General features: G+C 59.5%; 15 protein-coding genes. 10 read left to right on the forward strand and 5 right to left on the reverse strand.

From position 1 onward, the window contains the following. The first annotated feature begins 6 nt into the window (after positions 1-6). The 7 genes from mltB (at position 7) to IB252_RS26740 (ending at position 6519) form a co-directional block, all read left to right on the forward strand. Positions 7-1017: a lytic murein transglycosylase B gene (gene mltB / locus IB252_RS26710; protein WP_192410815.1), complete on the forward strand. Its 1011-nt coding sequence runs from the start codon at positions 7-9 to the stop codon at positions 1015-1017. Further along, positions 1017-2027 (forward strand): septal ring lytic transglycosylase RlpA family protein, encoded by a 1011-nt coding sequence (locus IB252_RS26715; protein WP_192410816.1) that lies wholly within the window; start codon positions 1017-1019, stop codon positions 2025-2027. Before mltB ends, IB252_RS26715 begins: the two co-directional genes overlap by 1 nt. Before the next feature lie 183 nt (positions 2028-2210). After that, complete coding sequence (locus IB252_RS26720) at positions 2211-3368, forward strand: D-alanyl-D-alanine carboxypeptidase family protein (RefSeq protein WP_033054153.1); 1158 nt, start codon at positions 2211-2213, stop codon at positions 3366-3368. 80 nt (positions 3369-3448) lie between these two features. Next, a complete protein-coding gene (locus tag IB252_RS26725; RefSeq protein WP_150641215.1) occupies positions 3449-3724 on the forward strand; it encodes a DUF493 domain-containing protein in 276 nt (91 codons plus the stop codon). Beyond that, on the forward strand, positions 3724-4371 hold the full coding sequence (gene lipB, locus IB252_RS26730; protein ID WP_056744566.1) for a lipoyl(octanoyl) transferase LipB: 648 nt from the start codon (positions 3724-3726) through the stop codon (positions 4369-4371). Before IB252_RS26725 ends, lipB begins: the two co-directional genes overlap by 1 nt. Position 4372: 1 nt before the next feature. Continuing rightward, a complete protein-coding gene (gene lipA / locus IB252_RS26735) occupies positions 4373-5395 on the forward strand; it encodes a lipoyl synthase (RefSeq protein WP_008152832.1) in 1023 nt (340 codons plus the stop codon). 173 nt (positions 5396-5568) lie between these two features. Beyond that, positions 5569-6519 (forward strand): S66 peptidase family protein, encoded by a 951-nt coding sequence (locus IB252_RS26740; RefSeq protein WP_192410817.1) that lies wholly within the window; start codon positions 5569-5571, stop codon positions 6517-6519. A 119-nt stretch (positions 6520-6638) separates the two neighbouring features. Here IB252_RS26740 and IB252_RS26745 read toward each other — a convergent pair whose 3' ends face one another. Then, complete coding sequence (locus tag IB252_RS26745) at positions 6639-7961, reverse strand: lytic murein transglycosylase (RefSeq protein ID WP_111451166.1); 1323 nt, start codon at positions 7959-7961, stop codon at positions 6639-6641. A gap of 224 nt (positions 7962-8185) precedes the next feature. On the opposite strand from IB252_RS26745, the gene IB252_RS26750 reads away from it, so the two are divergent. Further along, positions 8186-9127, forward strand: a complete 942-nt coding sequence (locus IB252_RS26750) for an N-acyl homoserine lactonase (RefSeq protein ID WP_192410818.1) — start codon at positions 8186-8188, stop codon at positions 9125-9127. A gap of 8 nt (positions 9128-9135) precedes the next feature. Here IB252_RS26750 and arfA read toward each other — a convergent pair whose 3' ends face one another. The 4 genes from arfA to leuS form a co-directional block, all read right to left on the reverse strand. After that, the gene (gene arfA / locus IB252_RS26755; RefSeq protein WP_003176285.1) at positions 9136-9300 is read right to left on the reverse strand and encodes an alternative ribosome rescue factor ArfA; all 165 of its coding nucleotides are present in this window, start codon (positions 9298-9300) and stop codon (positions 9136-9138) included. Between the two features lie 120 nt (positions 9301-9420). After that, the gene (gene holA / locus IB252_RS26760; RefSeq protein ID WP_046055544.1) at positions 9421-10458 is read right to left on the reverse strand and encodes a DNA polymerase III subunit delta; all 1038 of its coding nucleotides are present in this window, start codon (positions 10456-10458) and stop codon (positions 9421-9423) included. 39 nt (positions 10459-10497) lie between these two features. Further along, complete coding sequence (lptE, locus tag IB252_RS26765) at positions 10498-11103, reverse strand: LPS assembly lipoprotein LptE (protein WP_192410819.1); 606 nt, start codon at positions 11101-11103, stop codon at positions 10498-10500. 88 nt (positions 11104-11191) lie between these two features. After that, positions 11192-13798: a leucine--tRNA ligase gene (gene leuS / locus IB252_RS26770; protein ID WP_192410820.1), complete on the reverse strand. Its 2607-nt coding sequence runs from the start codon at positions 13796-13798 to the stop codon at positions 11192-11194. Between the two features lie 279 nt (positions 13799-14077). On the opposite strand from leuS, the gene IB252_RS26775 reads away from it, so the two are divergent. Both IB252_RS26775 and IB252_RS26780 read left to right on the forward strand, forming a co-directional pair. Beyond that, positions 14078-14398 carry a hypothetical protein gene (locus tag IB252_RS26775; protein WP_111451162.1) on the forward strand — a complete coding sequence of 107 codons (321 nt, stop codon included), beginning with the start codon at positions 14078-14080 and terminating at the stop codon, positions 14396-14398. A 108-nt stretch (positions 14399-14506) separates the two neighbouring features. After that, positions 14507-15265 carry a YdcF family protein gene (locus tag IB252_RS26780; protein WP_192410821.1) on the forward strand — a complete coding sequence of 253 codons (759 nt, stop codon included), beginning with the start codon at positions 14507-14509 and terminating at the stop codon, positions 15263-15265. The last annotated feature ends 105 nt before the right edge of the window (positions 15266-15370 follow it).

Here is a 15370-nt window from a genome sequence, read left to right on the forward strand (position 1 = left end):
ATTTCAATGCAAGTAATGCGTGGCTGGGCGACTCGATATGCGCCATGGGTCGGCCTGGTAAGCATCCTTGGCACAGCGCAGGACGCGTTGGCCGGCGATTACGAAGGCTCACCCCAAGTGGCCGAATTCGTCGGTGAAATGACCCGCGACTACGGTTTTGCCGGTGAACAACTGATGGGGGTGTTCCGCGAAGCCGAGCGCAAGCAGTCGATTCTGGACGCGATCTCGAAACCGGCCGAGCGGGTCAAGCAGTGGAGCGAGTACCGCCCGATGTTCATCACCGACGCGCGCATCGCCCGTGGTGTGGACTTCTGGCGTCAGCACGAGGCGGTACTGGCCCGTGCCGAGCAGGAATACGGCGTACCGGCCCAGGTAATCGTCTCCATCATCGGGGTTGAGACCTTTTTCGGCCGCAATACCGGAAATTTCCGGGTAATCGACGCCTTGTCGACCCTGGGTTTCGACTATCCTCCCCGTGCCGAATTCTTCCGCAAGGAATTGCGTGAGTTCCTGTTGCTGGCCCGGGAAGAGCAGGTCGATCCGCTGACTCTCAAAGGTTCCTACGCCGGAGCCATGGGGTTGCCGCAGTTCATGCCGAGCAGCTTTCGTGCCTATGCGGTGGACTTCGACGGTGACGGCCACATTAATATCTGGACCAATCCGGACGATGCCATTGGCAGTGTCGCCAGTTATTTCAAGCGTCACGGCTGGGTCGCCGGCGAACCGGTGGTCAGCCGCGCCGATGTACGTGGCGATCAGGTGGACGAAGGTTTGACCACGGGCATCGAACCGACTAAAACCGTCGGGGAGTTGCGGGCGCTGGGGTGGTCAAGTCATGATGCGCTGCGCGATGATATGCCGGTCACGGCTTTCCGCCTGGAAGGTGACAATGGCCCCGAATACTGGATGGGTCTGACGAATTTTTACGCAATCACGCGTTATAACCGCAGCGTGATGTACGCCATGGCCGTACATCAACTGTCTGAACAGCTGGTCCAAGCACGGGGCGTCAAGTAATGCGGGCATTGCCTATGAATAAACCCCTGAAGCTGATGGCATTCGCCGCGTTGGCGGTGCTGATCGCCAGTTGTTCGACCAGCCGTTCGCCGACCCAAAAGTCTTCCACCGCCGTGCGCGCAGCGCCAGGCCTGGACATCAACCGTGCGCACAAAGATGGCGCGCCGTGGTGGGACGTCGATGTATCGCGCATCCCGGATGCCACGCCGACCCTGCACAGCGGTCCTTATAAAGCCAACCCGTACACCGTGCTGGGCAAGACCTATTTCCCATTGCAGGAATCCAAGACCTACGTGGCCTCGGGCACTGCGTCCTGGTATGGCACCAAGTTCCACGGTCAGAACACCGCCAATGGCGAGGTTTACGACCTGTACGGCATGAGTGCTGCTCACAAGACCTTGCCACTGCCGAGTTACGTTCGGGTGACCAACCTGGACAACAACAAGAGCGTAGTCCTGCGGGTCAACGACCGTGGGCCGTTCTATTCGGACCGGATCATCGACTTGTCCTACGCAGCGGCCAAGAAACTGGGCTACGCCGAAATCGGCACCGCGCGGGTCAAGGTTGAAGGTATCGATCCACAACAGTGGTGGGCCGCGAAAGGCCGTCCGGCGCCTTTGATGCTCAATGAGCCTCAAGTAGCGCAAAATGCCGCGCCGACGATTACGGCTTCGGCGGGGACGGTCGAGCAATGGACGCCACCGCCGCAGCAACACGCTTCGGACACCGTGCCTGTGCCGATCAGTGCAAAAAAAAACGCTTCTGTACCAGCCTCTGGCCAGTATCTGCAGGTGGGCGCGTTCGCCAACCCGGACGCTGCAGAACTCCTGAGATCGAAGCTCAGCGGGATGGTGAGCGCTCCGGTGTTCATCAGTTCGATCGTGCGCAATCAACAGACGCTGCATCGGGTGCGCCTGGGGCCGATCGGCTCTCCGGGTGAAATCCAGCAAGTGCAGAACAGTGTGCGCCTGGCCAATCTCGGTTCGCCGAGCCTGGTCACTGCCGAGTAATACGTAGTACTTGATTGACGGTTCGCTTGCGGTTTGGGGGGTGGACCTGGTTGTTGGCTCGTTAAAGAACAAAAGCCCGGCAAGGGTTCTGAGTGAACAACTGAACACGCGACAGCTCGTTAGAAAGCTGTCTGATTAGTTTTGCCCCTTAGGGCAGTTTCCATTAGCGATTTCGAGAGACGGATGAACATCACCACCTTTGCCAAACGACTGTGCCTGCTAGTACCGCTGCTCCTCTCGCCTGCCGCTTTCGCGGTCGAGATGATGCCGTCGCCACCGCAACTGGCCGCCAAAGCCTATGTACTCATGGACGCCAGCAGCGGCAACGTGCTGGTGGAGAACAACGGTGACCAGCGTCTGCCTCCGGCCAGCCTGACCAAGCTGATGACCGCGTATATCGCGACCCTGGAAATCCGTCGTGGCCAGATCGGCGAAAACGACCCGGTAACCGTCAGCGAAAACGCCTGGCGCACCGGCGGTTCGCGGATGTTCATCAAGGTCGGCTCGCAAGTCACGGTCAGCGACCTGCTGCACGGCATCATCATTCAGTCGGGTAACGACGCCAGCGTTGCGCTCTCCGAGCACATCGCCGGCAGCGAAGACGCCTTCGCTGACATGATGAACAAAACCGTGGCCGATCTGGGCATGACCAACAGCCACTTCATGAACCCGACCGGTCTGCCGAACCCGGAGCACTACTCGTCGGCGCACGACATGGCGGTGCTGGCTCGCGCGATCATCCACGAAGACCCGGCTCACTACGCGATCTACTCGCAGAAAGAGTTCTTCTGGAACGGCATCAAGCAACCTAACCGTAACCTGCTGCTGTGGCGCGACAAGACGGTCGACGGCCTGAAAACCGGTCACACCGACGAAGCCGGCTACTGCATGGTGTCTTCGGCAGTGCGTGATGGCATGCGCCTGATCGCTGTGGTGTTCGGCACCAACAGTGAAGTGGCTCGCGCTTCCGAAACCCAGAAGCTGTTGACCTACGGTTTCCGCTTCTTCGAAACCCAGACGTTCTATCAGAAAGGCGCCGAGCTGGCTCAGGCTCCTGTCTGGAAAGGCACCACCAATCAAGTCAAGGCCGGCCTGGCTGAAGACCTGACCATGACCCTGCCAAAAGGCCAGCTGAAAAAGCTCGCCGCGAGCATGACCATGAACCCGCAACTGGTTGCGCCAATCGCCAAGGGCGACGTGATCGGTAAAGTCGAAGTGAAGCTGGACGACAAAGTCGTGCATAGCGCTGACCTGATCGCTCTGGACGCGGTCGACGAGGGTGGTATCTTCCGCCGCATGTGGGATAGCATCCGTCTATTCTTCTACGGCTTGTTCAACTGAATTAGTGTGGACCTGCATGGCCCTGTTCCAATCCGGAACGGGGCCATGTCCGTTGCCACGGCTTACGAGGCCGTTACGCCATGACAGACACCGAAGTAAAGGCGCCAAAAATCGAATTCCCCTGCGCGGATTACCCGATCAAGGTGATCGGCGACACCGGCGTGGGTTTCAAGGACAAGATCATCGCGATCCTTGAGAAACACGCGACCGTTGACCACCAGACCCTGGCCGAGCGCCAGAGTACCAACGGCAAGTACACGACCATCCAGTTGCACATCATCGCCACCGGCCAGGAACAGCTGTACGACATCAACAGCGAGTTGCGGGCTACCGGTTTCGTGCACATGGTGCTGTGATGTCTGCCGCGGTGGGCTTTCGCGAGCTCGGCCAGATGGCTTACGAGCCGGTCTGGCACGCCATGCAGCGCTTCACCAACGAACGCGGCAGCGATGCCGCGGACGAGATCTGGCTGGTCGAGCACCCACCGGTATTCACCCAGGGGCAGGCCGGCAAGGCTGAACATTTGTTACTCCCGGGAGATATTCCGGTGGTAAAGGTTGATCGCGGTGGTCAAGTGACTTATCACGGTCCCGGCCAATTGGTGGCCTACCTGTTGCTCGACGTACGCAAGCTGGGTTTCGGCGTGCGTGACCTGGTCAGCCGCATGGAACAATGCCTGATCGAGTTGCTGGCCAGCTATGGCGTGACCGCCGTGGCCAAGCCGGATGCTCCGGGTGTCTACGTCAATGGGGCGAAAATCGCTTCTCTGGGTCTGCGGATCCGCCACGGTTGCTCCTTTCATGGCCTGGCCCTGAATGTGGACATGAACCTGGAACCGTTTCGACGGATTAATCCCTGCGGCTACGCCGGGCTGGCGATGACCCAGCTGAGCGATCACGCAGGATCGATTGAATTTGCCGAGGTAAGTGCCCGGCTGCGCGCGCAGCTCGTCAAACACCTCGACTATGCTGAGCAGACGACCCTAACGGGCGGAATCGACTGATATGACTACTGATGCAGTGCAAACCATGATCCCGACGCTGGATGTCACCGAGCGTCCGGCCCCGCGTGCCAAGGTTGAAGCCGGCGTGAAGCTGCGCGGCGCCGAGAAGGTTGCACGTATCCCGGTGAAGATCATTCCGACCACCGAACTGCCGAAGAAACCTGACTGGATTCGCGTGCGTATCCCGGTTTCCCCGGAAGTCGACCGCATCAAGGCCCTGCTGCGCAAACACAAGCTGCACAGTGTCTGCGAAGAGGCGTCCTGCCCGAACCTGGGCGAATGCTTCTCCGGCGGCACCGCGACTTTCATGATCATGGGCGACATCTGCACCCGTCGCTGCCCGTTCTGCGACGTTGGCCACGGTCGTCCGAAGCCACTGGACACCAATGAGCCGGAAAGCCTGGCCATCGCCATCGCTGACCTGAAACTCAAGTACGTGGTGATCACCTCGGTCGACCGCGACGACCTGCGCGACGGCGGTGCACAGCACTTTGCCGATTGCATCCGCGAGATCCGCAAGCTGTCGCCGAACGTGCAGCTCGAAACCCTGGTCCCGGATTACCGTGGCCGCATGGACGTTGCGCTGGAAATCACCGCTGCCGAGCCGCCGGATGTGTTCAACCACAACCTGGAAACCGTACCGCGCCTGTACAAGGCTGCGCGTCCGGGTTCGGATTACCAGTGGTCGCTGACCCTGCTGCAACGCTTCAAGCAGATGATGCCGCACATTCCGACCAAGTCCGGCCTGATGCTGGGTTTGGGCGAGACCGACGAAGAAGTGATCGAAGTCATGAAACGCATGCGCGAACACGACATCGACATGCTGACTCTGGGCCAGTACCTGCAGCCGTCCCGCAGCCACTTGCCGGTCCAGCGTTTCGTGCACCCGGACGTGTTCGCCTGGTTCGCCGAGGAAGGTTACAAGATGGGCTTCAAGAACGTCGCTTCCGGCCCACTGGTGCGTTCCTCGTACCACGCCGACGAGCAGGCGAAACTGGTTAAAGCGGAGCTGATGTCGTCCTGATCGGCTGCCAGACATGAAAAACGCCCGCAGGCATTCAGCCTCGCGGGCGTTTTTTTGCCTGCCCACGGCAATGACAGACTTTTCCTGCAACTTTCGGCGCGACTGACCCTCTTCTGTTTGTCCCCGTTCCTGACTACTGTGTGCTTGACGCATTCACGCAGGGAGATTCATGGATGACCGTTCGACCGACTCACACCCTTTGTCCTCACGCACCCGTTCCGGCCTTGCCGTCGCAAGGGCTGATCGGCGTTATTGCGCCCGCCGGTCCCGCAGCGCTGGACACCGACAATGCCATCGCCTGGATGCGCGCTCGCGGATACTCACTGCGGGTTTTCCCTGGCGTGTACGAGAAAGATGATTATTTAGCCGGCAGTGATGATGTACGGCTCAATGACCTGCACGCCGCGTTCGCCGACAGTGAGGTCGACGCGATCATTTGCCTGCGTGGGGGGTACGGTACGCCGCGGTTGCTCGATCGTATCGACTTTGAACTGCTGCGCAACAATGCCAAGCCGTTCATCGGCTACAGCGACATCACCGCGCTGCACTTGGCGATCAGCCGTTATGCGGGCTTCGTGACCTTTCATGGCCCGATGCTCAACGCCGACCTGCTGGGTGACAAGCAAAAACCTACCGAGTCTTCATTCTTCAACATGCTCAGAGGGCAGGTGAAGGCGGGCAGCGTGCTGGCGCACCCAGTCGCCTACCCGTTGACGACGATTGAGCCTGGTATCGCTCACGGACGCTTGCTGGGGGGCAATCTGTCGCTGATCGCGGCGACCATGGGTACGCCGTATGAGTTGGATGCCGAGGGCGTCATCCTGTTCATCGAGGACATTAACGAGCCGCTGTATCGCATCGACCGGCTGCTGACCCATCTGCGCCTGGCCGGCACGCTGCACAAGCTGCGCGGGGTTTTGGTGGGGGATGTGGCGGGGGTTGATACGGTTGCCTTGGAGCGCTTGCTCAAGCAGACCTTTGCGCCTTTGCGGATACCGGTGTTGGCAGGGTGGCGCAGCGGGCATTGCGATCCGAATTTGACGCTGCCAATGGGCGCGCTGGTCAGATTGGATGCGGGGAGCAAGGAATTGGTGTTGGAGCAGGATGTGGTGATCAAGTCGTAGAGCTTGGTCGTCTGATAGTCAGTCATCGCGGGCAAGCCATGCTCCTACAGGTAACGCGTCGTTCACCCATTTTGTGAACATCGCTGAACCTGTAGGAGCATGGCTTGCCCGCGATGCTTTTAGCGGTTACGAAGGCCTTCGAGCAACTTGTGCGTCGGATACCCATCCGCCGGCCAGCCAAACGACTGCTGGGCGCTGCGGATCGCCTTGCGGGTGTTGGCGCCGATGATGCCGTCGGCGGTGCCCGCGTCGTAGTTCTGAGCGCTCAACAGGCTTTGCAGTTCGATCCGCTCGGTACGGCTCAGCGGCAAATCATCTTTCGGCCATGTGCCGTTGATCAGGCCGGCGCCATTGAAACGCTCGGACAACAGGCTAACGGCCAGGGCATAAGACGACGAGTTGTTGTACTTGAGGATCGCGCGGAAGTTGTCGAGGACCAGGAACGCCGGGCCACGGTAACCGGCCGGCAGCAGCAGGGCGGCTGACAGCTGTTCGGAGCCTGGCGGAACCCGACCGCCATTGGGCAGGGTGACACCCAGTTGCAGCCATTCAGCGACGCTCTTGCGAATCGTGCCATCGGCCAGGACGTAGTTGAAACTGCCCGGTAGCTGCACCTCGAAGCCCCATGGCTGGCCTTTCTGCCAGCCTGAGCTTTGCAGGTAATGCGCCGTCGAGGCCAGCGCGTCGGCCGGGCTGCCCCAGATGTCGCGGCGACCATCGCCATCGAAGTCCACGGCGTGGGTGTTGTAGGTGGTTGGGATGAACTGGGTCTGGCCCATGGCGCCGGCCCAGGAACCAAGCATTTTCTCAGGCTCGATATCACCCTGTTGCAGGATCTGCAGGGCGGCGATCAGTTGTGCGTGGGCAAACCCGGGACGCCGACCTTCATAGGCCAAAGTCGCCAGGGAATTAATCACCGACTTGTTGCCCTGGAACTGCCCAAAGTTACTTTCCATGCCCCACACCGAGACCAGTGCCTGACGATCGACGCCGTAGCGCTGTTCGATGCTTTGCAGGATGTCGGCGTACTGGCTGACCAGCGCCTGGCCTTTGCGTACCCGCAGCGGCGAAAGGGCGCCATCGAGGTATTCCCACACAGGGCGGGCAAATTCCGGCTGGCTGCGGTCGGCGCGGATGACGCTGGTGTCGAGGCTGACATTGGCAAAGGCGCGGTCGAACAGGTCGGCGCGGATACCGGCGGCCAGAGCGTCCTTGCGGAACCCCGCCTGCCATTCGGCGAAGGTCTGGGTGGGCTGGATGTCGAGGTCTTCACCGGTCGGAACCACGGGCGGAATGACCGCAGGGGCTGTCGCAACGGGGAGGGTCTGAAGCGGTTGGGCGTCGGCGGCGGTCGGTTTTTCCGCGCAGGCGACTAGCAAAACGAGGCTGGAGGCAGCGATCAGTTGGCGCAGGGGCCAACGACGGGAAATACAAAGGGGCATGCACGGGTCCAGGGAGTACGAATCAGGTGCAGACCTTAACATGCCTGCGGAATGAATCGGTTGTCCGGCAATCATTTGGACTACGGCTTGTCAGCTGGCTGACCACAATAGTCCCATTGCATCCTCTCTTCAACTGTCACATCTGACAGCTATTCTGGATTATTTTCCATCTGTTAAATGATCGAGGCGGCTAGCTTTGTCGCTCACTACTGAGGATTTTTGACATGAGAAGGGTAATGCTTTGTTTGTTGTTTTTTCTGATTTCAGGATGCTCAACATCACCCCCTACGAACGAAGATGCGCCACTCGGAAACATAACTACCTCGGGGGCGATGGAGCCGCTGTTGGCAACTCGCGGTCCGCAAGTGGTGGCCGAGCTGGCCGCGCGCTACAGGGATACTGCAACCACTCGATGCGATGGACTGGATAGAAGGCCCGCATTTTTGTGCAGCGGAATTTTGCTGCGTGGAACGGCCACCGCAGCTGGATTCGATGTCTGGGATCCGAGCCCTACTGCAGTTAGGGTGGGAGGCACTTCATTTTCATTTGTACGTTCGGACTACAAAATGAAAAGACTGGCCATGGGCTATACGAAGGGTCTGATTTTTTACCCTGTTTTGAAAACTCCTCCAAGTAAACTCAAGATTCAGGTTTTGTGTTTCTTTCCCGTGGACGGGGATTCCGATCATCGTAGCGACAAGGGTTGCGGCGGAATTTCCGGGTATGCGTCAACAGTTGCCTGCGCTTCTCAGGACATCAATACCCCTGAGAAATGGGCAGAAAACTACCGTAAATATGCTACTGCAAATCACAACAGGGTAGGTGTGTGCAGTTTTGATGTCCGAGATTCGATTGACGCGCTCGCCGGCCCCAACTTTATCAAAGGCATGCAGGCCGGTCGCTTGGTGACGCCTAGAGCTTTTGATATTCCCAATGATGTGAAGATGGCAACGTGGGAAACGGGAGCAGCAAAGGTTCTGCCAATTGAGGCCTTCTTTTATGTCATTGTCGGAAGTTCTTCAGGATTGGCGGAAGTGCAAAAGGATCAGCGTCGATTCAAGGACGTCACTGGAGAAAGCATACCCATTATCAAAGTGACAATGCCCGCAAAACTGGACGAAAAAGTGACCTTCGCTTTTCAGGCGCAAGATCAGGCAGTGAATTGATTGCTGATTCAAGCCGCCAGAAAGTAAGAAGCCTCCCAGCTATTAGACTGGAAGGCTTCGCGGCGGTAGCTGCCTTTGCCCTTGCCGGCTCGTTCCTGACGGCTGCGGAACAGAGGCTGGGCAATGATGGATTTGGCCTTGTTCGGGCCATGCTTTGATGGCTTTTTACTCATGATGATTTCTCGCAAGTGAGTGGGTTTTGCGGGGCAAATCATCGGCCGAAGTCGGGGTTCTGTCTAGTCCCCACATTGCGTAGGACCTTTCTCCGATCGGACCTGTAGCAGCTGGCGTGTCTACTCGGCAGGCAAAGTCAGCCGCTGGCCGGCCATCAACAACGACAACCGACTCAAACTCATCCACGGCGAACCGGCCGCCTGGCCTTTGATCTGCGCGTCGATACGCTGAGCTTCCAGCAATAGCTGCGCCCAGCGTTGCGCCGAGTAGCGTTGCAAGGCTTTGCTCATCAATGGTTTGCGTTTGTCCCAGACTGGCGGTCGGGCAGAGCTGAAGGCTTTGTCCAGTGGCACGCCCTGGCTGTACTGCAGCGACAGGTTGGCCAGCAGACGCAGCTCCCGGGCCAGCGCCCAGAGAATCACCGGTGGTTCGACGCCTTCACCGCGCAGCCCTTCGAGCATGCGCAGGGCATGAGCCGCTTCGCCGTTTAGAATCGCATCGGTCAGTCCAAAGACATCGAAGCGCGCACTGTCAGCGACGGCCGCTTGCACGGTTTCGACGGTGATCTGACCGCCTTCGGCCATCAGCTTGAGCTTTTCGATTTCCTGAGCCGCCGCGAGCAGGTTGCCCTCGACCCGTGCGGCGATCAGTTCGACGGCGTCCTGGCTGGCGGAAAGCCCGGCCTGGGACAACCGTTGACGGATCCAGCTCGGCAACTGGTTGGCCTCTATCGGCCAGATTTGCACGAACTGGGTCTGCTGACCTTCGACCAGCGCCTTGCCCCACTTGGTTTTCTGCGCACTGCCGTCAAGTTTCGGCAGGCTGATCAGCAACACCGTGTCTTCGGCGGGCCGTGAGCAGTACTCGATAAACGCGGCAGCGCCTTTGTCACCGGGTTTGCCGGACGGCAGACGCAGTTCCAGCAGGCGCTTTTCAGCGAACAGCGACATGCTCGCGCCGGCTTGCAGCAACGTTCCCCAGTCGAAACTGGCGTCGGCGGCGAAGACCTGGCGCTCGTCGAATCCCTGTTGGCGGGCGGCGGCACGAATGGCGTCGGCGGCTTCCTGACACAGCAGTGGGTCATCGCCACTGATGATATAGACCGGCGCGAGGGCACCTTGCAGGTGTTTGGCGAGTTGGGCGGGGGCGAGTTTCATAGGAGAGGGCGAACGGGGCGCCTGGGCGCCCCGTAAGTCTTACTGCTGCGGCAGTTGGATTGGCGACTGACGCGGAGTGTTCGCTTCAGCCTTCTGCGCCGCTTCTAGAGCATCGGCTTCAGCCTTGGCTCTGGCTTCGGCGGTCTGTTGCAGCTGATCCAGCTGGGCCGGGGTGATCTGTTGCAGGCGCAGCATCATCCGTTGAACCAGTTCACGACGGGTGTCCTTGCGGGCGTCGTTGCCTTCCTGATCGGAACCCACCAGGTTGTTGCCGTCGTGCATGAAGACTTTCTGCACTTCGAGCTTGTCGCTCAACAGCGACAGGTCGCGCCCACCACGGATGTCGTAGTTCAGCACCGTAGTCACCTGATACTCGCCGGTGCGACCGGCACCTGCGTAGCTGAGGATGCGCTGGCTTTCCTGCTCATCGGTCAGCACCAGCTTGTAAGGTGCGCCGCTGTAGACCTTGACGCCGCTGCTTTCCAGCACCTGACGCAGTTGCGTCACCGTTTCGCCGTAGGCGTTACGGGCACTCAGGTCGAGTTCCTTGATCGCCAGTTCAGTGGTGCCGGTGCCGCGCAGCTGGAAACCGCAGGCGCTCAACAGGACCGCAAGGCCCATCACCAGCAAATTGCGTTTGATCATCTTGTTGCTCCCCTTGAAACCATGTGGGCCGATCTTGCGGCCCGAAAGGTTTTACTCGGCGCCAGGCATGACCTGGCGCCTGATCCAATTAGCTGGCGACGATATTGACCAGTTTCCCGGGCACTACGATCACTTTACGAATGGTCAGACCGTCAACAAAGCGCAGCACGTTCTCGTTGGCCCGTGCGGCGGCTTCGACTTCTTCGCGGCTGGCGCTGGCGGGCATTTCGATGTGGCCACGCAGCTTGCCGTTGACCTGGATGACCAGTTGCAGGCTGTCCTGCACCAACGCGCTTTCGTCCAGCACCGGCCAAGCGGCGTCGATCACCGGGTCAGCATGGCCCAGGCGATGCCACAGCTCGTGGCTGATGTGCGGGGTGATCGGGGCCAGGAGCAGAGTGACGGCTTCCAGACCTTCGTGAATCAGCGCGCGATCCTGTTCGGTGCCTTGCGGGGCTTTTTCCAGCACGTTCATCAGCGTCATCACCTGAGCGATGGCGGTGTTGAATTTGTGGTTCTGGCCGACGTCATGGCTGGCCTGCTTGATCGCCTGGTGGATCGAGCGACGAATGGCTTTCTGCTCGTCATTCAGGCTGGCGACGTCCAGTTTGCCCGGCAGGCCCTGAGTGACGTGGGCTTGAGCCAGGCGCCAGACACGCTTGAGGAAGCGGTGCGAACCTTCGACTCCAGAGTCGGACCATTCCGCGCTCATGTCGGGTGGCGAGGCGAACATCATGAACAGGCGGCAGGTGTCTGCGCCGAACTGGTCGATCATCGACTGTGGGTCGACGCCGTTGTTTTTCGACTTGGCCATCTTCTCGGTGCCACCGATTTCCACCGGCAGGCCGTCCGCGATCAGCTTGGCGCTGATTACTTTGGCTTTGCTGTCGCGTTCGAGTTCGACGTCTGCCGGGTTGAACCAGGTGTAAGCACCGTTGGCTTCGCGACGATAGTAAGTCTCGGCGATCACCATGCCCTGGGTCAGCAGGTTCTTGAACGGCTCATTGGAACTCACCAAGCCTTCGTCGCGCATCAGCTTGTGGAAGAAACGTGCGTAGAGCAGGTGAAGAATCGCGTGTTCGATACCGCCGATGTACTGATCAACCGGCAACCAATGGTCGGCCGCCGATTTTTCTACCAGACCGCCTTCATAGTGCGGGGAGGCGTAACGGGCGTAGTACCACGAGGACTCGACGAAGGTGTCCATGGTGTCGGTTTCACGCTTGGCCGGTGCGCCGCATTTCGGGCAGCTGCATTCGTAGAACTCGGGCATGCGCGCCAATGGCGAACCGGCGCCGTCCGGTACGACGTCTTCCGGCAGCACGACTGGCAACTGATCTTCCGGGACCGGCACATCACCGCAGGTGGTGCAGTGGATGATCGGGATCGGGCAACCCCAGTAGCGCTGACGGCTGATGCCCCAGTCACGCAGGCGGAACTGGGTACGCGAGGCGCCGAGGTTCTTCTTGATCAGCGCGACTTCGATGGCGTCAAAAGCGCCCGCGAAGTCGAGGCCGTCAAACTCGCCGGAATTGATCAACGTGCCGTGCTCGCCGTAGGCGTCCTGCCACGGAGCCAGGTTGGTGTCACCGGAACTGGTGCGCACCACGGACTTGATCGGCAGGTTGTACTTGGTGGCGAACTCAAAATCGCGTTCGTCGTGAGCCGGTACAGCCATGACCGCGCCATCGCCGTAGTGCATCAGCACGTAGTTGGCGACCCACACCGGGAGCTTCTCACCGGTCAGTGGATGCTCGACGAACAGCGAAGTGCGCAGGCCTTTTTTCTCTTGAGTGGCGACGTCGGCTTCGGCAACGCTGCCGCCCTTGCATTCAGCGATGAACGCTTGCAGCTCAGGGTTGTTCTGCGCAGCCAGGGTAGCCAAATGGTGTTCGGCGGCCACCGCAACGTAGGTTGCGCCCATCAGGGTGTCCGGACGGGTAGTGAATACTTTCAGCGCGCCGGTTTCACCGATTGAGGAGACGTCATACGGGAACTGCACTTCCATGCCGCGGGATTTGCCGATCCAGTTGCGCTGCATGGTCTTGACCTGTTCAGGCCAGCCCGGCAGATCGTCGAGGCTCGACAGCAACTCATCCGCGTAGGCGGTGATCTTGAAGTAGTACATCGGAATTTCGCGCTTTTCGATCAGCGCGCCGGAACGCCAGCCGCGACCGTCGATCACCTGTTCGTTGGCCAGAACGGTCTGATCGACCGGGTCCCAGTTCACGGTGCCGCTTTTTTTGTAGATCACGCCTTTTTCGAACAGGCGAGTGAACAGCCATTGTTCCCAGCGGTAGTAATCAGGCTTGCAGGTGGTGACTTCGCGGGACCAGTCCACCGCGAGGCCCAGGCTGCGCAGCTGGGTTTTCATGTAGGCGATGTTTTCGTAGGTCCACTTGGCGGGCGCTACGTTGTTCTTCATCGCGGCGTTTTCCGCCGGCATGCCGAAGGCGTCCCAACCCATGGGTTGCAGGACGTTCTTGCCTTGCATGCGCTGGTAGCGGGAGATCACGTCGCCGATGGTGTAGTTGCGCACGTGCCCCATGTGTAGCTTGCCGCTGGGGTAAGGGAACATCGACAGGCAGTAGAAAGTCTCCTTGCCTGGCTGTTCACTGACTTCAAAGGACTTTTGCTCGTCCCAGAACGACTGGGCGGCGGCTTCGATTTCACGGGGCTGATATTGTTCGTGCATGGCTACTTTTGAACTGAATAGGGGTGGCCTAATCCTCTTCAATGCAACGCTGGACGGTGATCACGCCAAATCGGCGTTTCGGTGCCCAGACGAGCTGGAAGTGGAGTTACAGGAAGCGCCGTAGCATACATGACCGCACTCTACCGAGGGAAACCCTGATTACTGCTGCGGGTCGCCCAAAAACCGCTGCGAGGGCCGTTGGTCGCAGCACTCAGCCGGTTTGTTGATGGAAGCTAAGCTCTAAATGGGGAGTGAGTCTTATCTTCAATGAGGTGATGGATGGTTGAGTCACGGCAAAAAGTTACAAAACCGGAGCTGTACGAGAGACTGATCGATCGTCTGGGAATCGCCCTGGACGCGGCAAAAACCGCTGACCGGTTACGCGATGAGCGTCCGGTGGAACTGGAATTGCGTGGCTTGAGCCCCGCAGAGTTTGCACTGGTCAAGGCGTATCTCGATCGCAGTGAACGTGAGACACACGGATGCTTGTCAGAAGCAGTGAAGCAACTCGACGCACCACGTTCGGCCAAGATCATCTGGCTCAAGGACAAGGTTCCCGGCAGGGACGCGGTAAAGGTCCGGTCTTTGCAATTCAAGTAAGGACACTGGAAGCAATGTCTGATGTATTTGTGAAGCATATTCCTTCCGTATTTGTTGTCGCCTTGCGTCAACCCACTTAGGCTTCGGGCATCTTTTTGGAGATGCTCGATGCCTTTTCGATATTTCGTTAAACAACTCCTGTTACCGCCCGGCATTCTTTTGCTGCTGTTGGTGCTTGCCTGGTGGTTGCGACGCTCAAGACCGCGCCTTGCCGGGTTGTGCTTTGCGCTGGGCGTGGGCGGCTTCTGGCTGATGAGCTTGCCGGTGGTGGTGCAGTGGGGCGCCAAGGCGCTGGAGCGTGAAGCGCCGCTGGCTCGCGATGAATGGGCAACATTGGCGCAGCACGCCGACGCGATTGTAGTGCTGGGCGCGGGGCGTGAACGTGGCGATCTGGCCTGGGGCGACGACCAGCCAACGGGTGTGGCGCTGCAGCGCGAGCGGTATTCGGCGCGGCTGGCCAAGGCGTCGGGCTTGCCGGTCCTGACCAGTGGCGGCCTGCATTACGACACGCCACCGACTGAAGCCCGGTTGATGGCCGACTCGTTGCAAGATGATTTCGGCGTCCCCGTGCGTTGGCAGGAAGGGCGCAGCCGCACGACCTGGGAGAACGCGCAGTTCAGCGCCGAGGTGTTGTTGCCGCAAGGGATCAAGCGCGTGGTGATCGTGACTCAGGCCTGGCACATGCCGCGAGCCGTCTGGAGTTTCAAAAAAGCAGGTTTTGAAGTGGTGCCAGCGCCGATGGGGTTTTTAGGCGTGGACAACGCCCGGCCACTGGGTGGCTGGATGCCGGAATTCAAGTCGATCTGGCAGAGCGGGCAGCTGTTGAATGAGGCGGTGGGGCAGATCGGTTACTCAATGTTTTACTGATGACCTGTGGCGAGGGGATTTATCCCCGTTGGGTTGCGGAGCAGCCCTGAAAATGGGCCTGCTGCGCAGTCCAACGGGGCGGTGCGACGATTCGATAAATCCCCT

It is taken from the genome of Pseudomonas sp. PDM10 (genome assembly GCF_014852295.1).
Taxonomy (GTDB): domain Bacteria; phylum Pseudomonadota; class Gammaproteobacteria; order Pseudomonadales; family Pseudomonadaceae; genus Aquipseudomonas.